At 73.6% G+C, this 20,581-nt stretch carries 15 protein-coding genes; 9 read left to right on the top strand and 6 right to left on the bottom strand.

Annotated features, from left to right (window positions below):
- Positions 1–17: 17 nt before the first annotated feature.
- From HCJ93_RS06245 to HCJ93_RS06230, 4 genes are read left to right on the top strand one after another with little or no spacing between them, the layout of a single operon-like run.
- Positions 18–710, top strand: coding sequence for a hypothetical protein (locus HCJ93_RS06245; RefSeq protein WP_167991827.1), 693 nt, complete (start codon positions 18–20; stop codon positions 708–710).
- Positions 707–1,711, top strand: coding sequence for a DUF6895 family protein (locus tag HCJ93_RS06240; RefSeq protein ID WP_309141322.1), 1,005 nt, complete (start codon positions 707–709; stop codon positions 1,709–1,711). Before HCJ93_RS06245 ends, HCJ93_RS06240 begins: the two co-directional genes overlap by 4 nt.
- Complete coding sequence (locus tag HCJ93_RS06235) at positions 1,708–2,625, top strand: DUF6895 family protein (protein ID WP_167991825.1); 918 nt, start codon at positions 1,708–1,710, stop codon at positions 2,623–2,625. Before HCJ93_RS06240 ends, HCJ93_RS06235 begins: the two co-directional genes overlap by 4 nt.
- Complete coding sequence (locus HCJ93_RS06230; RefSeq protein ID WP_167991823.1) at positions 2,622–3,731, top strand: serine hydrolase domain-containing protein; 1,110 nt, start codon at positions 2,622–2,624, stop codon at positions 3,729–3,731. Before HCJ93_RS06235 ends, HCJ93_RS06230 begins: the two co-directional genes overlap by 4 nt.
- A 174-nt stretch (positions 3,732–3,905) precedes the next feature.
- Here the strand turns inward: HCJ93_RS06230 and HCJ93_RS06225 are convergent, their stop codons facing one another.
- Both HCJ93_RS06225 and HCJ93_RS06220 read right to left on the bottom strand, forming a co-directional pair.
- The gene (locus HCJ93_RS06225; RefSeq protein WP_167991822.1) at positions 3,906–5,288 is read right to left on the bottom strand and encodes a trypsin-like serine protease; all 1,383 of its coding nucleotides are present in this window, start codon (positions 5,286–5,288) and stop codon (positions 3,906–3,908) included.
- Positions 5,289–5,443: 155 nt separating this feature from the next.
- Entirely contained in the window at positions 5,444–7,108 is a 1,665-nt protein-coding gene (locus HCJ93_RS06220; RefSeq protein WP_167991820.1) for an alkaline phosphatase D family protein, read from the bottom strand.
- Positions 7,109–8,389: 1,281 nt separating this feature from the next.
- Here HCJ93_RS06220 and HCJ93_RS06215 point away from each other — a divergent pair.
- Together HCJ93_RS06215 and HCJ93_RS06210 are read left to right on the top strand one after the other, a co-directional pair.
- Positions 8,390–9,463 carry a zinc-dependent alcohol dehydrogenase family protein gene (locus HCJ93_RS06215; RefSeq protein ID WP_167991896.1) on the top strand — a complete coding sequence of 358 codons (1,074 nt, stop codon included), beginning with the start codon at positions 8,390–8,392 and terminating at the stop codon, positions 9,461–9,463.
- Positions 9,464–9,495: 32 nt separating this feature from the next.
- A complete protein-coding gene (locus HCJ93_RS06210) occupies positions 9,496–10,092 on the top strand; it encodes an Rv1733c family protein (protein WP_167991818.1) in 597 nt (198 codons plus the stop codon).
- A gap of 50 nt (positions 10,093–10,142) precedes the next feature.
- Here the strand turns inward: HCJ93_RS06210 and HCJ93_RS06205 are convergent, their stop codons facing one another.
- Positions 10,143–10,847: a class I SAM-dependent methyltransferase gene (locus HCJ93_RS06205; protein WP_167991817.1), complete on the bottom strand. Its 705-nt coding sequence runs from the start codon at positions 10,845–10,847 to the stop codon at positions 10,143–10,145.
- Between the two features lie 112 nt (positions 10,848–10,959).
- Here HCJ93_RS06205 and HCJ93_RS06200 point away from each other — a divergent pair, with 112 nt between their 5' ends.
- Positions 10,960–11,412, top strand: coding sequence for a flavodoxin family protein (locus HCJ93_RS06200; protein ID WP_167991815.1), 453 nt, complete (start codon positions 10,960–10,962; stop codon positions 11,410–11,412).
- 90 nt (positions 11,413–11,502) lie between these two features.
- On the opposite strand, the gene HCJ93_RS06195 is transcribed toward HCJ93_RS06200, so the two are convergent.
- On the bottom strand, positions 11,503–12,552 hold the full coding sequence (locus HCJ93_RS06195; RefSeq protein WP_167991814.1) for a YihY/virulence factor BrkB family protein: 1,050 nt from the start codon (positions 12,550–12,552) through the stop codon (positions 11,503–11,505).
- 99 nt (positions 12,553–12,651) lie between these two features.
- Here HCJ93_RS06195 and HCJ93_RS06190 point away from each other — a divergent pair, with 99 nt between their 5' ends.
- Positions 12,652–13,284 carry a GNAT family N-acetyltransferase gene (locus HCJ93_RS06190; RefSeq protein WP_167991812.1) on the top strand — a complete coding sequence of 211 codons (633 nt, stop codon included), beginning with the start codon at positions 12,652–12,654 and terminating at the stop codon, positions 13,282–13,284.
- A 220-nt stretch (positions 13,285–13,504) separates the two neighbouring features.
- Entirely contained in the window at positions 13,505–15,523 is a 2,019-nt protein-coding gene (locus tag HCJ93_RS06185; RefSeq protein ID WP_167991895.1) for a DUF1996 domain-containing protein, read from the top strand.
- 66 nt (positions 15,524–15,589) lie between these two features.
- On the opposite strand, the gene HCJ93_RS06180 is transcribed toward HCJ93_RS06185, so the two are convergent.
- Positions 15,590–17,860 carry an MMPL family transporter gene (locus tag HCJ93_RS06180; RefSeq protein ID WP_167991810.1) on the bottom strand — a complete coding sequence of 757 codons (2,271 nt, stop codon included), beginning with the start codon at positions 17,858–17,860 and terminating at the stop codon, positions 15,590–15,592.
- 122 nt (positions 17,861–17,982) lie between these two features.
- The gene (locus tag HCJ93_RS06175) at positions 17,983–20,562 is read right to left on the bottom strand and encodes a SpoIIE family protein phosphatase (RefSeq protein WP_167991809.1); all 2,580 of its coding nucleotides are present in this window, start codon (positions 20,560–20,562) and stop codon (positions 17,983–17,985) included.
- Between the last annotated feature and the right edge of the window lie 19 nt (positions 20,563–20,581).

Raw genomic sequence — 20,581 nt, 5'->3', positions numbered from 1 at the left:
TCGACGGGAGTAGCACGATGGAGCAGTCAGGCACTTCGACCCTCCTGCAGGGCGCGGTGCAGGACCTCGCTTCCTCAGTGGTCTCCGCTCTCCGGAGCGGAGACCACACACATGTCCTCCCCGCGGGGACCGAGGAAGCCGGAGACGTCACTCTCGCCGCCGTACGCGTCCTGGGCGCCGACGCCCTGCTGCCCGGCACCCTGCTGCGCACCCCGCCGGACCCGGCCGGCCTCGCCGTGTTCCGCAAGGCCGTCGAGGCCTACCCGCCCCGCGCCGACGCCGCGCCCACCGTCCGCTGGAGCCACTGGGCCATGGCGCGCGCCCTGCACCGGGCGGACCCGTCCGGCACCTTCGAACGCCCCGACGAGCCCGGCACCGGATGGCTCGACGGGGCGAGCTGGCAGTTCCTCACCCACCAACTCGCCGTCCTGGCACCGCTCGCCCTGCCCGGCGAGGACGACGGGGTGACCCGTGCCGCAGGCCGCCGCACCGTCGACGTGGCCCGCGGCTTCGTCCGCGCCGTGCGCCGCAGGGACTGGCGGCAGGCGGCCGGCGCAGGACGCTGGCTCACCCTGCTCCCCGGGGTCCCCGAGACCCTGGGCCTGCGCGCAGGTCTGGAGTTCGTCGAGCTGATGGGCGGTCAGGATCCCCAGGTGGCCCTGCAGTTGGAAGCGGCCCGGCTGCTCGCCCGCACCGGGGCACTCGTGTGACCGCGACCGGCACCCGGGAGATCCGGGAGGTCGCCGAGCACGCCCTCGCCTGGACCGACGCCCACCTCGCCGCGTTCGCGCTCGGCGAGGACGCCCTGTCCGCCGACGGCGAGGTCGACCACAGCTGGAAGCCCCTCGGGGAACTCGCCCAGGTGTGCGCCACCGTGTCCCACCACACAGCACCCCAGGACCCGCTGCACACCCGCGCCGCGGCGATGCTGGACTTCGCCTGGGGCCAGACCGGTGAGGGCGAGCTGTTCCGGCACATGCAGCGCCTCGAACCCTTCGCCACCTACCCGCTGGAGGTGTACGGCGCCTTCGCCTCCGCCGGGTACCGCCACCGGGCCTACGAGGAGGCCGCCGCCGTCGTCGCACGCACCCGCAGCTGGTGGCTCACGGAGCAGGAACCCACCAGACGCCTCGCCGTCCTCAGCGCCGAGGAGCGCAGCGGCATCCGGCGCGCCCCGGTCGAGGAACTGCTGCCGGCCGGCACCTGGCTCGCCGGACGGCCCGAACCGTGGACCTTCGAACGGGACGCCGGCTACGCCGCCACGCATGTCGTCTTCCACCTCACCGACTGGGGACGCGACCCCGCGGGGCTGCCCCCCGCCCTCGCCGACTACCTGCACGACTGGCTCCCGGCCTGGCTCGACACCTGCCTGGAGGCCGGCATGTGGGACCTCTCCTGCGAACTCCTGTCGGTCGCCGCGACCGTCCCCCGCCTCACCGGCGACCCCGCCCTCGGCGGCGCCTGGGAGCGCATCCGCGCCGCCCAGCGCCCCACGGGCGCCCTGCCCGAACTGGAACACCACTCCGGCGACACCGAGGCGGCCGGAGCCGACGACGACCCGCACTACTTCATGAACCACTACCACTCCACCCTCATGGCCGCCTTCGCCGCCGTGCTGACCACCGCCCGGCCGGGCGGCCCCGCGGGCGAAGGGACGGAAGGAACGGGCCGGAAGGGGCCCCGGCACAGCGGACAAGGAGCGCCCGCATGACCGACACACGCCTGATCCACAACGTCGGAGTGGGCGCGATGGAATGGCTGTGGGCCCACCGCGACGGCTTCCGCCTGGAACCCGGCGTCGACCCCGAGATCGGCTTCCTGGAACGCTTCAAGCCCATCGGGGAACTCGCCATGATCTGCGGCGTCCTGTTCCGCGAGGGCGTCGCCGGCTCACGGCAGGCCGAACTGGCCCGCAGGCTGCTCGACACCACCTGGCGCGAGACCCTCGACGGCGGCCGGATGCTGGTGCGCGGCCAGCGCATCGAACCGATGTCGCCCATCCCGTTCGAGGTCTACCTGCCCTACCGCGAACTGGGCTACAGCCAGCCCGAGATCGAGCGCTGGGCCGCCATGCTCCAGCGGATCGACGGCTGGGAGGTCTTCGAGACCACCCCCACCCGCCGGCTCGGCCTCTCCGCCTTCCAGCGCCGCCTCGGCCTCACCCCCCGCCCCCCGGAGGCCGAGGCGGTCAAGGGCACCTGGCTCGCCCGCACCCCCGAACCCTGGATGGTCGAGGGCCGGATCGCCTACGACATCACCCACTGCGTCTTCCACCTCACCGACTGGGGCGAGCGCCCCGAGGGCCTGCCCGCGGACATCGCCGACTACCTCCGGACCTGGCTGCCGGTGTGGATCGACGACTGGCTGGACCTGGAACGCTGGGACCTGCTCGGCGAACTCCTCGTCGTCGACGCCTGCCTGCCGCGCCCCACCCTCGACGAGCGGGCCTGGAAGGCGTTCGCCGCGGCCCAGCAGCCCGACGGGGCCATGCCCGCCATCCGGGAGATGCCCGAGGGCGAACCCGACGACGTCTTCGACGTGGTCTACCACTCGACCCTCGTCGCCGCCTTCGCCTCCGTCCTCGCCACCTCCCGCGCCCTGAGCGAACTGGCCGGCGCCTCATGACGACGGCGTACCGCACCCCCTGGCCGGGCAGCCCGCTGGGCCGCGACGACGAGCCGGCGGTCCGGCACCTGCCGCGTCGCACCGGCGAGCCGGAGCCCCACCACGACGACTGGGGCGCGCGGCTGGAGGCCGCCGTGGCCGCCGCCGACGCGCCCGACGCGGTGTTCGCCGTCTCGCACCGCGGTCGGCGCATCGTGCGCACCGGCGGCACCGCACCGCCCCCGCACCGCCCCCGCGGCGCCGTGCGCTACGAGACCGGCTCCGCCACCAAGGCGTTCACCGGGCTGCTGATGGCGGACCTGGTCGAACGCGGCCTGCTCACCGGCGGAGAACCGGCCGCCCACCTCCTCGACCCCACCCGGCCGCCGGACCCCGCTCCAGTGACCCTGGCCCACCTGATCACCCACACGGCCGGCCTGCCGGCCCTCCCGCCGGACTTCTACGTCCGCGCCCTGCCCGCCTGGCGCACCAACCCCTACGCCCGCTACTCCGGCGAACGCGTCGTCGACGCCTTCCTGCGCGGGCGTCCGCGGCACCGGCCCGGCACCCGCTGGTGCTACTCCAACTTCGGCGTCGCCGTGCTCGGTCACGCCCTCGCCGCCGCCGCGGAGATGACCTGGCAGGACCTGGTCGCCACCCGGCTGCTCGAGCCGCTCGGCCTGCAGGGCACGGCACTGCGACCCGACGACTCCGGGCCGGACGCGGTCGGCCACGGCAGGAACGGCGCCGAGGTGCCGGCCTTCGACGCGGGCGGCTTCCAGGCGGCGGGAGCGATCCGTGCCACCCCCCACGACCTGCTCACCTTCCTCGAGGCCCACCTCGACCCCTCCCGCGCCCCCGCGCTGGCCCCCGCCCTGCACGCCGTGCGCACCCCCGTCCTGCGGCGGGGCTTCAAGTACCGGCATGTGCACACCATCGCCTGGTTCCGGCACCCCACCGACGGCGGCCCCCTGTACTTCCACAGCGGCGCCACCCTCGGCCAGCAGGCCTTCCTCGGTTTCCGCCCCGACACCGGCACCGCCGTCGCCGCGGCCTGCACCCGCCGCTTCCGCTCCGGGGACCCCTTCGTCGCCGCGGCCTACGCGCTGCTCGCCGACCAGCGGTGACGAGGTGACGGATCGCCGGCCCCGAACGGGCGGCCCGACGCCGTGACGGTCAGGGCCCGCGCCCGTCGGCACCGTCATGGCCGCTGTCTCGCCATGCCGCCATGAGGACACGGTGAAACGCCGGCCGCGGCACGGAGCCGCGGCCGGCGTTCACCGCTCAGCCCGCCCACGAGGTCACAGACGCTGCCACAGCGCCGGCGTGGCGGCCGGGGCCCAGGCACCCTGCGCCTGATGGGTCTGCAGGCACTGGTAGCGCACGCCGTCGCGGACCACGGTGGTGCCGGTCTCGTACACCCGGCCGGCGGTCCACTCCTCGGACGAGCCGTCCTGCGGGGCAGGCAGCGTGGCCCCCGTACCGGCCGTGGTGAGGGTCAGCCCGAACTCGCTGAGGACCGGATTGACCGGCTGGTAGTACGTGGTGCCGCCCGAGGTGCAGTTGCCGGAGCCGCCCGAGGTGACGCCCTGCGCCTGGGAGCCGGCCAGGTACGGGCCGCCGGAGTCGCCCGGCTCGGCGCACACGGTGGTGCGGGTCAATCCGTTCACCCGGCCCTCGGGGTAGGTGACGCTGGTGTCGTGCTGCTGGATCGTCCCGCAGTGCCAGCCGGTGGTCGAACCGGAGCGGCACACCGACGCCCCCACCAGCGCCTGCACCGAGCCGGTGACCTGGACCTCCTGGCCGCTCTGCGCCTTGACGTCCGGCGTGGGCGTCCAGTCGTCGCCGACCGACACCCAGGCCATGTCGACGCCCGGGAAGACCGAGTCCTCGAAGGTGCCCTGGGCGGTGCGGTCGTAGCCGGTCGTGGAGTCGCCCTTGTCACCGCAGTGACCGGCGGTGACGAAGCCGCCCCGGCTGCCCTCGGTCACCGAGAAGCCGACCGAGCAGCGCGCGGAGTCCTCGATGTAGAAGGCGTCGCCGCCGGTGATGTCCTTCAGCAGCCGTGGCCGGTCCTTGGTGGCGCGGATGCCGACGTCCTCCGCCTGAAGCCCCGCCGCCTTGATGAACGCGGCACCGGCGGTGAGGCTCGTCGCCTGCACCATGACCCGGTTCTGTGTCACGTCCACGTACCACACCGGGGTCTCCAGGGTGTCGAGCCGCTCGGCGGCCGCATCCAGCTTCTTCTTCGCCGCCCGCAGCTCGGCGAGCGGCCGCTCGACCACCCGCGCCGTCGCGCCCTCCGCCTCGATGGCGGCCACGTCGTCGTCGTCGGTGGTGGCGACCGTGAGCTCCTCGGCCGTGGCGCCCCGCACCCAGGCACCGGCGAACCGGTCCCCCAGCGCGTTGCGCAGCCGGCCGGCGCGGGTGCCGGCCTCCGCCTCGTTGACCAGCCGTTCGGACGCCTGAGCCGGAGTCAGCTTCAGATCGCGCTGCAGGGCGTTCAGCAGCTGCGGCGAGGGCCGGTCGGCGCCCAGGGTCTGGGCCGCGCCCGGCACGGGTCCCGTGGTGGGCTCGGGGTCCCCCCCGGCGGAGGCGGGAAGGGCGGCGAGGACCAGCGCGCCGATCGCGCCGAGAGCGCCGAGAGCGGTCCGGCGCGCGGTCCTGGCATGTCTGTGGACCATGCGGTACGTCTCCTTCGTTCGGGTTGGCTGCCGCGGGCGCAATAGGTCTAGCCCGCGGCGGCCGACGCGATGTCAGGAGCGCCGCACTTTCGCGCTTTGGTGACGCGGACGCGCCATGTGCAGTACCAGCGCGCGACGTGCGGGCCCGCCCGTGATCAGGCGGGCTGCAGACCGGGCGCACCCGCCTCGGTGACGAAGGACGCCGCCGTCGAGACCGAGGCGCCGGGGGAGGTCACCACGGGCACCGTCCGGAAGTCAGCCCGGGCGCTCCGCCGGTTCAGCTCGAGCCGCACATAGCCGCGCCGGCCGTCGTAGAACTTCATGTGCGGGTTGGCCTGCATGTAGGTGTCCCAGTTGGACGGCCGCTGCGCACCGTCCCGGCCGCTGGTGACCGAGGTGCAGGTCAGTTCCGTGCCGAGGGTGGCGGAGCCGGGGTCGTCGAAGTCCTCCTTGATGTCGAAGGCGTACGCCACGTGCACGTCCCCGGTGAGCACCAGCCAGTTGTCCACCCCGGCGGCCTTCGCCCCGGCGACGAGCCGGTTCCGGGAGGCGCGGTAGCCGTCCCAGGCGTCCATGGACATCCTGGCGTTCGCGGTCAGGTCCAGCTTGCGCTGCGAGAAGCACACCTGCTGGGGCATCACGTTCCACAGCGCGCCGGAGGCGGCCCAGCCGTCCAGCAGCCAGCGCTCCTGGGCGTCGCCGGTGAGGGTGCGGGCCGGGTCGTCCGACTCCGGGCCCGGCGGGTGCGGGGCGTCGCCGTAGGCCTGGTCGGAGCGGTACTGGCGGGTGTCGAGGATGTCGAACTGTGCCAGCGTGCCCCAGTGCAGCCGCCGGTAGAGCAGCGCGTCGGGGCCGTTGGGCAACTGGGCGGCGCGCAGCGGCTGGTTCTCCCAGTAGGCCCGGTAGGCGGCGGCGCGCCGCACCAGGAACTGCTCGGGGGCGCTGCCGTTCTCGTCCAGGGCGCCCGCGTAGTTGTTCTCGGTCTCGTGGTCGTCCCAGGTCACCACGAACGGGTGGGCGGCGTGCGCGGCCCGCAGGTCGGGGTCGTTCTTGAAGAGGGCGTAGCGCAGCCGGTAGTCCGCCAGCGTGATGGTCTCCCGGTTGAACACCTCGGGCAGCACCCGGTCGGTGTAGTTGCGCGCCCCGCCCGCGGAGTCGACCGCGTACTCGTAGAGGTAGTCGCCGAGGTGGAACACCACGTCGACGTCCTCCTGCGCCAGATGCCGGTGCACGGTGTAGTAGCCGTCGTGGTAGGCCTGGCAGGCGACGGCGGCCAGGCGCAGGCTGCCGGTGGCCTCACCGGCGGCGGGGGCGGTGCGGGTGCGGCCGGCCGGGCTGATCCAGGTGCCGGTGCGGAACCGGTAGTAGTACGGCGTGCCCGGCTCCAGGCCCTGCACGTCGACGTGCACGCTGTGCCCGTACTCCGGATAGGCGGTGGCGGTGCCGCTGCGCACGGTCAGCGCGAAGTACTCGTCGAGCGCCACCTCCCACTCCACCTCCACCCGCTGCTGGCCGAGCCCTCCGTCGGCCGCGAACGGGGCCGGGGCCAGCCGGGTCCAGATCACCACCGAGTCGGGCAGCGGGTCACCGGAGGCCACCCCGAGCGTGAACGGGTCCTCGGTGATCCGCCCCGGCTGCAGCCGGGGCGCGGCGAACGCGCCGCGGGCGGGCAGGTTGGTGGAGAAGGCCAGCGCGGCCGCGGCCGCGGAGAGGGTCAGGAAGCGCCGGCGGGCCAGGTGCGGGGCTGCGGTGCGCAGTGCGGCGTCGTGCGGGGAGAAGGCGTGGTCCGGAGCGAGTCTGGTACGGCCCGGCAGCGCCATGCGGTGTCCTCTCGTGCGGGGCGGGGTGATCCGACGGCGAACGGGCGCGCCCCCGGCTGATGTGTGGCGAACAGCGGCCGCGGGGCGCGGAGCCTGCATGCTAAGCAGACAAAATGCTCAAAACTGGTGTGCCTGGCGGGCAGTTCACACAAGAGGCGGTACGCACAGAGGGCAGCGGGCCGTCGGCAGCTGCTGCGGAGAACGCGAAAGGCGCCGCCGGCGCGGGGCCGGTGGCGCCCATGGGGAGGGGCGGTGAGTGCGGCTGACGGAGAGTCAGCCGGGCGCGTTCCCACGGGCTGCGGCGGTCGCCGCCTGACGGGCCCGCAGAGGGCGGACGTGGCAGGTGCGGCGGGAAGCCGACGTCCTGCCGGAGACCGCCGGTGCCGCCGTGGGCGTACACCGCGGCACTGCCCGCCGGCGCGAGGCGACGGCCGCCCTGCCCGAGCACCCCGCCGACCTGCCCGGCCGTCTCCGGGACCGCCTGACCGCGGTCCCGGGGAAGCCCGGCCCGGCCGCCTCGCGAGGCGCCGACGCCGCCGGCCGCCCCGGGCCCGTGGCCCCCGGCCAGCCGGAGCCCCGGGACGCCCGGACGCCGGGCACGAGCGGTGTCCTCGCCGTTCTCCGGCACGGGCCACTCCCTTCGCCGCACCGCACGCTGCGGTCCTCGGCGCACCGCACGCTGCGGTCCCCGGCGCACCGCATGCTGCGGCCCCCCGAGCGTCCGCCGCCCGCGCACGCACGCCCGGCGGTGCGGCGCCCGCCCGCGGCCGGCGGCGCCCGGCTCGGGCGCACCGGGAAGGCGCTTCGGCCGCGCACGGCCGAGGACGGGCGAAAGCAGGTGAACCGCTCGTGGTGGCGCCCGGGTGCGTCTCCGCGGAACTGCTCGACCACCCCGAGGTACTGACCGCGTACGGGGACGGCGGGCTGTCCCGGCGGGTGGTGACCGTCGTCGAGGACGCGGCCGGGGACCGGGCCGCCCTGCGGGCCGCCCCTACGACGCCGCCTCCCGCCTGCTGCTGCGCCTCGGCGCCCACGCCCAGGAGGCCCGCCACCTGCTGCACAGCGGCATCGCCCGCCCGGAGGTGTCGTGGCCGAGCCCGGCAGAGGTGCCGGGCAGCCCATGCACCCGGGACCTCCGGCCCGCGCGGATACGCCGCAGTTCGCCCAGACTGGTAGATGCAGGGCGGGCCTCAGGACCCCCTCCCCGGGCCCGCCGCCGCAGGCGGGCGCGGCAGCGCCCGACGCCGTTGCCCGCCGGGAGCAAGAAGGGTGAGGAACGGCATGAAGGGCTACGTCTTCCACGGCCCCGGGCAGTCCGCCTGGGAAGAAGTCCCCGATCCCGGCATCAAGGAACCCACCGACGCGATCGTGCGGGTCGACGCCGTCACCATCTGCGGCACGGATCTGCACATCCTCAAGGGCGACGTGCCCGAGGTGCAGCCGGGCACCGTCCTCGGACACGAGGCGGTCGGCGAGATCGTCGAGACCGGCGGCGACGTGCGCAGCGTACGTCCCGGAGACCGCGTGCTCGTGTCCTGCATCACCGCCTGCGGCCGCTGCCGCTTCTGCCGCGAGGCCATGTACGGTCAGTGCCGCGGCGGGGGAGGCTGGATCCTCGGCCATCTGATCAACGGCACGCAGGCCGAATACGTCCGCGTCCCCTACGCCGACCTGTCCGTGCACGCACTGCCCGGCGCGGTCGCCGACGAGGACGCCGTGCTGTTGGCCGACATCTTCCCCACCGCCTACGAGGTCGGCGTGCTCAACGGGAAGGTGAAGCCCGGCGACACCGTCGTGGTGGTCGGCGCCGGACCGGTGGGGCTCGCCGCGGTCGCCACGGCGCACTTCTTCTCCCCCGAACGCGTCATCGCCGTCGACCTGGCACCGCCCCGCCTGCAGGCCGCCCGCGACCTCGGCGCGGAAGCGGTCGTGGACGCCCGCGAGGGCCCCGAGCAACTGGTCGAGGACCTCACCGACGGGCTCGGCGCCGATGTGGTCGTCGAGGCGGTGGGCGTGCCCGAGACCTTCGAACTGTGCACCCGCATGGTGCGGCCGGGCGGGCACGTGGCCAACGTCGGTGTGCACGGCGCCCCGGCCACGCTGCACCTCGAGAGCCTGTGGATCAAGAACGTCACGGTGACCACCGGCCTGGTCGACACCCACTCCACGCCCACCCTGCTGCGCATGCTGGCCGCCGGCCGTCTGCCCACCGGGCCGCTGGTCACCCACACCTTCCCTCTGGACCAGATGCAGGAGGCGTACGACGTCTTCGGCAACGCCGCCGAGACCGGCGCGCTCAAGGTCGTCCTCGGCGTGCCCCAGCACGAGGTCGTCCCGGTGCAGCAGACGTCCTGACCTCAGCCCCGCGTGCGAGGAGGTGAAGCGCGATGGCGCGGACACCCGGTGCACGGCCCTGGGAGCGTCTGTGGCGCCGGCGCCGGAACCCGCTGCGGCGACGCAGCGACGTCGCCGAGGCCTGGGTGCTGCTCGCCGGCCACGTCCTCGCCCTGGTGACCGCGGTGTGCGTCGGCCTCCTGGCGGCCGGTGCCGTCGGCTCCTCCCTCGCCGACCGGCGGGCCGAGGCCCGCCCCGTGACCGCCGTCCTGACCAAGGGCACCGCCGACGCGACGCCCGCGCCCGTCACCGACGACGGCAGCGCCGGCGTCTGGACCACCGTCCGGTGGACCGACGCGAACGGCGACACGCGCACGGGCCGCGCCGAGGTCCCGCCCGGCAGGAAGGCCGGCAGCACCGTCACCGTGTGGACGGACGGCAGCGGCCGGCTGGTCACCAAGCCTCCCGAGGGCGTTGAGGCGCACTTCCAGGTGGTCATGGGCGGCGTCACGGCCGGTGCCGCCTGCGGCGGACTGGTCCTGGGCGCCGGATGGCTGGTGCGCAGGAGGATCCGGCAACGGGTCCTCGACCAGTGGGAGGCCGAGTGGCAGCAGGTCGAGCCCATGTGGCGCAAGCGGATGACCGGCTGACCCGTCCGTCCCGGGCCCTCGTCCGTCCAGGTCCGCGGGCCCGGCGCCGGTCACTCCGTGCGTGAGCCGTCCGTGGCCTCCGTGCCGCCGTCCGGACGCCGGGCATGCACGAACAGGTGCGGCTCGGGCCGGGCGTCGGGATGGGCCGGCGTGAACATCACGCTCTCCTGCGACTCCACCGTCAGATCCGCCGCCCGCACCACCGCGACGACCTCCTGCGCGGCGAAGCTGGTGACCCGCACGGGCTGCCCCATGAAGACGCCGTCGAAGTTCTCCACGTCCAGCGGCACGGTCCCCAGTGCCAGCAGACCGCCCGGCCGCAGCGCCCGCGCCAGCCGCTTCACCAGCGCGGCCTGCTCGGTGCGCGACATCTGCAGCAGCGAGAAGTAGACACAGACCGCGTCGAACGAGCCGTCCTCCAGCGGCATCGTGCGGATGTCCGCGCACTCGAACTCGGCCTCGGGCACCTGACCGGAGGCGATCTCCACCATCACCGGGGACACGTCCACCCCGAGCACCCGGTGACCTTGCCGGGCGAGGGCGGCGGCCGTCGGCCGGCCCGTGCCGCTGCCGACGTCCAGCACCCGCGCGCCGGGCGGCAGCCGTTCGCTCAGCCATCGCAGCGATCTGCGGTGCGCCTCGGAGGAGGCGAACGCCGCCTCGTACCGGCTGCCCAGCGCATCGAACACCACCGCCGCGGGCGGCCTGCGCCTCTCATCGGCCACTACGCACCCCGTCGTACTCGGTCCTGACATTCTCCGACGCGCAGGCATCGTCCCACCGGAGTGCACCGCCCACAACGCCGCCCGGCCGTACGGGTGCGGGCGCGGCTTGCGCGGCGGCGGCCGCGCACGGCAGGGTCGGGGTGTGCCGACACTGCTGATCGTCCATCACACGCCGTCGCCCAACTGCCAGGCGATGTTCGAGGCCGTCGTCGACGGCGCCACCGCCCCCGAGATCGAGAACGTCGAGGTCGTGCGCCGGGCCGCGCTCGCCGCCACCGCGAGCGACGTGCTGCGGGCCGACGGATACCTCCTCGGCACCCCCGCCAACCTCGGCTACATGTCGGGGGCGCTGAAGCACTTCTTCGACCAGATCTACTACCCCTGCCTCGACTCCACCCGCGGCCGGCCCTTCGGCGTCTTCGTGCACGGCGGCAGCGACGTCACCGGGGCGCTGCGCGGCATCGAGTCCGTCACCACCGGCCTCGGCTGGCGCCGCGCCGTCGACACTGTCACCGTCACCGGCGCGCCCGACAAGCGGGCGCTGGAGCGCTGCTGGGAGCTGGGCGCCACCGTCGCCGCCGGGCTCATGGAGTGAGTACCGGCCCGCGGGCCGGACCCGCGGAGTGAGCACGGGCCCCGCGGGGCCGGGCCATGAGGTGAGCACCGGGCCTGCGGGGCGGTCGCCTCAGTCCATCCGCCGGCGGTCCTGTTCGTCCCACGCCCGTGTGTCGCGCGGCTGGGTGTACGGCTCGGCCTCGGGCGGATGGCCCCCGGCGATGGCCCGCTGCCGGGCGATCTCCGCGTCGAACTCCAGGCCCAGCAGGATCGCCAGATTGCTGATCCACAGCCACACCAGGAACACGATGACGCCCGCCATCGTCCCGTAGGTCTTGTTGTACGAGGCGAAGTTGGCCACGTACAGGGCGAAGCCGCCGGAGGCGACCAGCCAGATCAGCAGGGCCAGGAAGCTGCCCGGGGTGATCCAGCGGAACCCCCTGACTTTCGCGTTGGGCGCCGCCCAGTACAGCAGGGCGATCATCAGCACGACCAGCAGGACCAGGACCGGCCACTTGGCGATGGACCACGCGGTCACCGCGGTGTCGCCCAGGCCGAGCACATCGCCCGCACGGCGGGCCAGATCGCCGGTGAACACCACGATCAGCGCGCTGATCACCGCGAGCACCATCAGCACCACCGTCAGCCCGACCCGCACCGGCAGCACCTTCCACACCGGACGGCCCTCGGGGATGTCGTAGACGGCGTTGGCGGAGCGGATGAACGCCGCGACATAGCCCGAGGCGGACCACACCGCGAGCACCAGGCCGACGAGCGCGACGATCGAACCGGTGCCCGCCCCGCCCTGCAGCTGCGAGACCGCCTGGGTGAGGATGTCGCGCACCGCTCCGGGCGCGAGATCCTCCACCTGCTCCATCACCCGGTCGATCGCCGACTTGCCCGCGATGCCCAGCAGCGACACCAGTACCAGCAGCGCGGGGAAGAGCGACAGCACCCCGTAGTAGGTGAGGGCCGCCGCCCGGTCGGTCAGCTGGTCGTCCTTGAACTCGCGCAGACTGCCCTTGAGTGCGGCACCCCACGACCGCTTCGGCAGCCCGGTGGGCGTGTCCGGTGCCGCCCGCTCCACCTCGGCGTCCGGGCCCGGTTCCCCGGCCGCCGGCGCCTCGTCCGCCGTCTGGTCCGTCCTGTGGCCGCTCCGGCCCGGCATGTGCAGCTTCATGGGGCGTCGGGTAACCAGGAGCGGGCGGAGCCAACCCCGTGAGCGGAAGCGCATCCGAAACTGGTTGTGGGAGCGCTCCCATTGGGGCACCATTCCTTCATGATCTCAACGCCGACGATCCGCCCCTACCGCGCCGGGGACCGGGACGCCCTCGACGACATCTGCATCCGCACCGCGCACAACGGTCTGGACAGCCGCCCGGTCTACGCCGACCCCTCGATCCTCCCGGCCACCTTCGCCGCGCCCTACGTCCACCTGGAGCCGGACCTCGCCTTCGTGCTCGACGACGGCACCGGCAGCGCGGTGGGCTACATCCTGGGCACCGCGGACACCCCGCGCTTCGCGGAGGAGTTCCGCACCTCCTGGCTGCCGCTGGTCGCCGCGCGGTACCCGGAGCCCTCCGGGGAGCCGGCCACCCCGGACGAGGCGATCGCCCGCCTGCTGCACCACCCCGAGCGCATGGTCCTGCCCGAACTCGCCGGCCACCCCGCCCATCTGCACATCGACCTGCTGCCCGAGTGGCAGGGCCGCGGCTTCGGGCGGGAGCTGATGCGCACCTTCCTGCGCGCGCTGCGGGACCGGGGAGTGCCCGCCGTCCATCTGGTCATGTCCAATGCGAACAAGCCGGCCCGCGCCTTCTACGACCGGATGGGCTTCGAGGTGCTCGACGTGCCGATGGACTCCTCGGTGACCTGCCTCGGACGCTCGACGGCCGACCCGGAGCGGCCCTGACGCACCGTCACCGGTGAGCGGCGTTTCTGCAGATGTTCCGAAGAACCTGTGAGGCGATTGAACACACGGCGGCCGTCCTACGTATGGGGCGTGGGAATTCCATGCTGACCCCCCGCGACTGAAGCGTAGGAGTACTGCCTTGGCACGCAACACACGCAGACGCCCGAAACAGCGAGCGACCCTGGCCGCGTTCGCACTGATGCTGGGCGGAGGGGGGTTGATGGCGGCCAATGTCTACGCTTCCGCGACCGTGGACGGGGACAACCAGGCTCAGGTGCTCAACGGCGCCACCATCGACTGCCCCGACGTGGCCACCCGGCTGACCGAGGTGCCCGAGCAGGCGCGAGGGGAGGTGGACAAGGAACTCGCGGCGCTCGACCAGCAGATCGCCGACGCCTACCAGCGCATCTCGGAGTCCGCCAAGGAGCTCCAGCAGGACCCGGACTTCGCCCAGAACGCGATCGCCGGACCGCTGGAGGAGAAGCGCTCCGCCACCCTGGCGCGCATCGCGACGGTTATCGACCGCGTGGGCGACCGGCCCGAGGGCCTGGAGGAGCTCGCCGCCTGCACCGTGCGCGAGTCCGGCAACAACACCGCGGCGCAGGACGGACAGGACCAGCAGGACGGTCAGGCCGGCGACGGCGGCCAGGACCAGGCGGGCCAGGGCCAGCAGGACGGTCAGGACCAGGGCGGCCAGGACCAGCAGGGTGACGAGCAGGGCCGGCAGGAGGGCAACGGCGGCCAGGCCGGCAACGGTCCCGTCCCCGGCGACTACGTGGACATCAAGAGCGTCCAGCCGAACGTCAAGGAGCCCGAGCCGGGCGCCGGCGCCTCCACCGGTACCTTCTCCAGCGAGTGCGGTGTCAACGCCAACGGCCTGTTCAACTCGGACAATGTGATCGCGGCACCCGGTGTGAGCAACGGCGCCCACCACTTCCACGACTACATCGGCAACCAGGACACCAACGCCTTCTCCAGCGACGAGGACCTGGCCGCGGCCGAGACCAGCTGCGAGGACCAGCGCGACAAGTCCGCGTACTACTGGCCCGTGCTGCGCCTGCAGAACGGCAAGCAGGAGCGGGACGCCGACCAGCCCGGCGGCGGCATCGAGGGCAACGTCGGCGAGATCGTGACGCCCAAGGACGTCACCCTCACCTTCGTCGGCAACCCGCAGTCCGAGGTCGTGGCCATGCCGCGCCTGCTGCGCATCATCACCGGTGACGCCAAGTCCTTCGTCAACGGCCCGGCGAACGCCAACGCCTCCTGGAGCTGCACGGGCTTCGAGGACCGCCAGCTGAAGGACAAGTACCCGCTGTGCCCCGAGGGCAGCGACGTGGTGCGCACCTTCAAGTTCCAGAGCTGCTGGGACGGCCGCAACATCGACAGCGCCAACCACCGTACGCACATGGCGTTCACGGACGGGAACGGCAACTGCCCGTCCGGCTTCAAGGCGATCCCGCAGCTGGTGCAGCGGATCGTCTACGACGTGGACGCGCCGAGCCTGGAGGACGGCGGGAAGACCACCCCGCTGTTCGCGGTGGACTCCTTCCCCGAGCAGCTGCACAAGCCGATCACCGACCACGGCGACTTCATCAACGTCTTCGACGAGGACCTGATGAACGAGATGGTCGACTGCATCAACAGCGGCCGTGAGTGCGGCGCGGGCGCCGGCGACGGCGGCAATGCCGGCGGTGACGACGGTGGTAACGCCGGTGGCGACGACGGTGGTAACGCCGGTGGCGACGACGGCGGTAACGCCGGCGGTGACAAGGGCGGTGACGCCGGTGGCGGCAAGGGTGGTGACGCCGGCGGTGACAAGGGCGGTGACGCCGGTGGCGGCAAGGGTGGTGACGCCGGCGGTGACAAGGGCGGCGACGCCGGTGACAAGCCGGGTGACGACGGCAAGGGCGACCAGCAGAACCCGTCCGAGCCGCCGCGGGAGACCGAGCCCGCCGAGGAGGAGCCCGCGGGCGGCCAGAAGGCCGAGCAGCCCGGCGTGAAGGCCTCCACCCCGGCCCAGGACGACGGCGGCGACGCCGGCAAGGGCGACGACGGGGGCCGGGCCGCCCAGGCCGCTCAGGTGCCCGGCAGCCTGCCGGAGCTCGAGGACCGTACCCAGGCGCAGGCCGAGACCGGCAGCCTGGCCGAGACCGGCGCCCAGATGTGGCCGGCCGCGCTCGGCGGAGTGCTGGTGATCCTCGGCTTCTTCGTCCTGCGCAGTGTGCGGCGCAACGCCTGATCCCCTGACGGCGGCAGGTCCCCGTACCGGGGGCCTGCCGCCTCGCCGTCTCCGGAACGCCCGGAGTCAGGACGCGGGCGTTCCGGAAGCCGGCCGGGGGGCCTCCGGGGCCGTCCCCTCCGCGTCGATGTGCGGCATGACCCGGTCCAGCCATCGCGGTGTCCACCAGGCGTGCCGGCCCAGCAGGGTCATCACGGCCGGGACCAGCAGCAGCCGCACCACGGTCGCGTCGATGAGCACGCTCACCGCGAGTCCCAGGCCGAGCATCTTCACCACGACGTTGTCGCTGATGATGAACGCCGCGAACACGCTCACCATGATCAGTGCCGCGCAGGTGATGACCCGCGCGGTGATCTCCAGGGCGTGGGCGACCGCCGCTCTGGCGTCGCCGGTGCGCTTCCACGCCTCGTGGACGCGGGAGAGCAGGAAGATCTCGTAGTCCATGCTCAGGCCGAAGATGATCGCGAACATCATCATCGGCACATAACTCTCGATCGGCACCGTGCCGTTGACGCCCAGCGCGGAACCGCCCCACCCCCACTGGAAGACGGCGACCACGACGCCGTAGGAGGCGGTGATGGACAGGACGTTCAGCACGGCGGCCTTCACCGCCACGAGCACCCCGCGGAAGACGGCCAGGATGATGAGGAACGCCAGGGCGACCACCACGGCGATGATCAGCGGCAGCCGGTCGGCGACGATGTCGCGGAAGTCGACCTGAGCCGCTGTCGTCCCGGTGACGTAGGTCCTGGCGTCCGTGCCCCGCACGGCCTGCGGCAGGGTGTCGTCCACCAGGCGGTTGGTGAGGTCGGTCGTGGCGGCGCTCTGCGGGGACGTCGAGGAGTACACCGTGCCGACCAGGACGTCCCCGTCCTGGGTGGCGGTCAGCGGTGTGACCACGGCCGCGCCCTGCACGCCGTCCAGGGTCTTCTGGGCCTTCGAGACCAGGTCGGACCGGTCGGCCTGCGGGACGGACGACTGGTCGATGACGACGGTGAGCGGGCCGTTGGAGCCGGGCCCGAAGGCGTCGGTCATCAGGTCGTAGGCCCGCCGGTCGGTGAACGACGTGGGGTCCGCGCCGTCGCCGATGTGCCCGAGCTGGATCGAGAACGCCGGGATCGCCAGCACGGCGATGGCGGCCAGGCCCGCCGCGAGGACCTGCCAGGGCCTGCGCTCGACGCGCTGCGCGTACCGGTGCCAGGCGCCCTGGGGTGCCGCCCCCGGCTCGGCGTCGGTCTCGGCCACCGGGCGGCGCACCCGGTAGCGGTCGATGCGCCGGCCGATCAGGCCCAGCAGGGCCGGTACCAGGGTGAGCGCGCCGGCCACGGCCGAGACGACCGTGACGGCCGCGGCGAGCCCGAGCAAGCCGATGAACGAGACGCCGGAGGCGAACAGACCCGTCAGCGCGATGATCACCGTGCAGCCGGAGACCAGCACCGCCCGCCCGCTGGTGGAGGCGGCGTGCCCGGCCGCCTCCACCGGGTCCCGGCCGTTCATGATGTCCTGCCGGTACCGGGTGATCAGGAACAGCGCGTAGTCGATGCCGACGCCCAGGCCGATCATCGTGGCCAGGGTCGGCGACACCGTGGCGAAGGTGAACGCGGCCGCCAGCAGCCCCAGGATGGCGAGCCCGCCGACCACACTGATCAGCGCGGTCAGCAACGGCACCACGGCCGCGACGACACTGCCGAAGCCGATCAGCAGAACCACGATGGCCACCCCGAAGCCGATCGCCTCGCTCAGCCGGTCGTCCGGGGCGGGCCGGGCCAGCTCCCCGAGCGGACCGCCGTACTCCACCTCGACCCCGGCCTGCCGCAGCGGCTGGACCGCGTCGTCCACCCCGTTCAGGTAGCCGTCGCCCAGCGTGGAGGGCTGCACGTCGAAGCGGACCGTGATGTAGGCCGTCTTCCGGTCGGAGGAGAGCGGACCGACGTCCGGCTGCGAGCCGCCCTGACCGGCGCCGGACGCGGACAGCGGGTTCTGCGCCGACAGCACGTGCGGCAGCTTCTGCAGGCCGGAGACGGTCGTGGACATCTGCGAGCCGAACGAGGTCAGCTCCCGCTGGTCGTCGTGCAGCACGATCTGGCTGCTGTACCCGCCCGCCTGGGGATCGTGCCGCTGCAGCACCTCGATGCCCTGCTGCGACTGTGTGTCGGAGAGGGTGAAGTCGTCGGAGTAGTCCGCCCCGACCGAACGGCTCGACAGCTGGAGGGCCAGCAATGCCGCCAGCCAGGCGACGATGACGACCACGAAGTGGTGCGCGCACCACTCTCCGAGCCGCCGCAGCAGCCCCGCCTTCGGCCTTCTCCTGCTCCCGCCCTTGCGCATGGACGGCATGGGCCCGTTCTCCTCCGGCCCGCCGGGTGATTCCCGGCTCTGGCTCCATTACACGGGCGAGGCGCAATCCCGGCATCTTGGGCAGACCGTCGGGAAGGGGGCGGGTGTCGCCAGGCCGCGCCTCAGCCCGGCCCCTCCCGGGGGCGGCCGAACGCGGTGAGCAGCAGGGCCACGTCGTCCACCCGGTCCTCGGTGCGGTGCGCCGACTTGATGAGCTGGTCGGCCAGCTCCTCGACCGAGTCGGGGGCCCCGGCGGCCAGCGTGCTGCGCAGCGTGTCGATGCCGGTCTCGATGTCGCTGCCCGGCATCTCCACCAGCCCGTCGGTGTACAGCGCCAGCACACTGCCGGGCGCCAGGCTGAGCGCGGTGACCGGGTAGACCGCCTCCGGCTGCACGCCCAGCATCACCCCGCCGACCAGATCGAGGACCTCGGCTCGGCCGTCGGGGTGGCGCAGCAGCGGCGGCGGATGGCCCGCCCGCACCGCGAGCGCGCGGCCGCTGGCCGGGTCGAGCTCGATGTAGCAGCAGGTGGCGATCGCGTCCGCCTCCAGCTCGGACAGCAGCCGGTTGGTGTGGGTGATGACCTCCTGCGGCGGGCGCCCGCTGGCGGCGAAGGCGTGCACCGCGCTGCGCAGCTGCCCCATGACGGCCGCGGCGCTCACGCTGTGCCCCTCCACGTCCCCGATCACCAGGGCCACCTTGCGGCCGGTCCGGATCACGTCGTACCAGTCGCCGCCGATGGCCATGCCCCGGGTGCCGGGCAGATAGCGGCCGGTGGCGCGCAGGCCGTCGATCTCGGGCAGCCGGTGCGGCAGCAGCCCCTCCTGCAGCCCGCGGGCCACGGCCGACTCGTCGTCGTAGAGCCGGGCCCGCTCCAGCGCCTGGGCGGCCAGCCCGCTCAGCGCGGTCAGCGCGGCCCGTTCGTCGGGGGTGAAGCGGTGCCGGTCCGCCCAGCCGAGGATGCAGGAGCCCACCGCGTGCCCGGAGGCGATCAGCGGCAGGAACGACCACGAGTTCATCCGGTCCAGGGCGATCCCCGGATAGGCGCTGCTCAGCGCCTCGGGCGACTCGAAGAAGAGCGGGAACCGGGTGGTCAGGGCGTGCACACCGGGCAGCTGGGTGTCGAGCGGCACCCCCTCGAAGCGGTCGAGGAAGCCCTCCGGATAGCCCGACTCCCACAGCAGGTACATCCGCCCGTCGCTGACCGTGTAGAGGGCCAGCTCCTGGGCGCCGAACGCCGGCAGCAGCTGCTCCGAGACGGCCCGGCACACGTCCTGCACGGTCACCGCCTCGGTGAGCACGCTGGCCATCTGCACCACGTGGTACAGCGCGCCCGCCCGTGCCGGTGCGGCCTGCTCCGCGGCCGCCGGGACCACCAGGTCACCCGGCGCCGTGGGCCGGCCCCCCGCGCGGGCCGCGCTGGGCGGCGCGGTGGTGAAGACCCGGCCGGTCAGTCCGTGCACCCCCGGATACAGCACGAATCCCAGCCAGGGCCCGTCCGTGGTGTGCACCAGGTACGACACCGGCTGCTGCGACAGCATCGCCGCCCGGTAGCGGTCCTCGTAGGCCGGGTCGCGCAGCCAGGTGATCACATGCCACGGATAGTGGCCGAGCAATTGCTCGCGCTCGCACCCCAGCAGCTCCAGACAGCGCTGGTTGACGTAGGTCACCCGGCCGTCCTGGTCGAGCGAGAACAGCCCGTCGGGCAGCCGCTCGGCGGCCTCGGCAGCGGTGGCCGACCCGGAGGCGTCGACGAACGCGCCGATGAACAGCCGCCGGGACGGCAGGGAGCGCAGGACGTGCCCCCACAGCTCGAGCGGACGGTAGCGGGCCTGTCCGTCCTCGGACGGTTCCTCCAGCACCCGCAGCCGCCGCCCCCTGACGACGCCGGCGGTCAGCGCCGCGCGCCGGCTCGCCCGCAGCTCGTACCGGTCCTCCGGGCGCACCCGGCTCTCCACCTCGGCCGAGGTGCCGCCGAACGCGGACGCCTCGAGACCCAGCAGCCCGAGCGCCTCGTCGTCGAGGGTCCACAGATCGTTCTCCAGGTCCCACTCGAGACCGCCGATGCGCACGGCCCGCGCCGGCGGGGCGTGCAGCTGCACACTGACCGGCTGGCCGTCGTACTCGATCTCCGGCACCGGGACGCCCGGGTGCGCGGGCGCGGGGAGGCCGTGCAGATACTCGGTGAGCCTGTGCGCCATGGCCCGCTCGGCGGTCCGCAGCGCGAAGTCGACCTCCTCCGCGGCCACCGGTTCCAGGGACGCCGACCGCAGCACCACCAGCACGCCCACGGCCTCGCCGTCCACGGTCACCGGGTGATGGGCGGAGGCGAACGGGTACGGCAGCGCGGCGGTGAACTGGGGGAAGCGCAGCATCGTCGCCCGCTCGTCCGGCAGCCACAGGCTCTCGCGGTTCCGGTAGGACTCGGACATCGGCAGCGCCCCGCCCACCGGAACCCGCCACCAGGACCGCAGCAGCGAGCGCGGCACTCCGGTCACCACGCAGAGCACCAGGGAACGCCGGTCGGGGGAGCGCAGGTAGACCAGGCCGCCGTACCCGTTCAGCGCCCGGACGGCGGCCAGGACCGGTTCCGCGAGCGCGTCCTCGATCCTGGCCGGCTCCCCGGTCCGGATCCGCTCCGCGCTCCGTCCGCCCCTGCCTGTCCGCCGCGCTCCGTCCGGTGCGGCGGCTTCCTCTTCCATCTCGCGTCCTCCCGGTGCG

The sequence above is a fragment of the Streptomyces composti genome, from assembly GCF_012034205.1.
Classification (GTDB): Bacteria; Actinomycetota; Actinomycetes; order Streptomycetales; family Streptomycetaceae; genus Streptomyces; species Streptomyces composti.
Note: the sequence above shows the minus strand (reverse complement) of the source record. Positions and strands in the feature narration are given on the sequence as shown.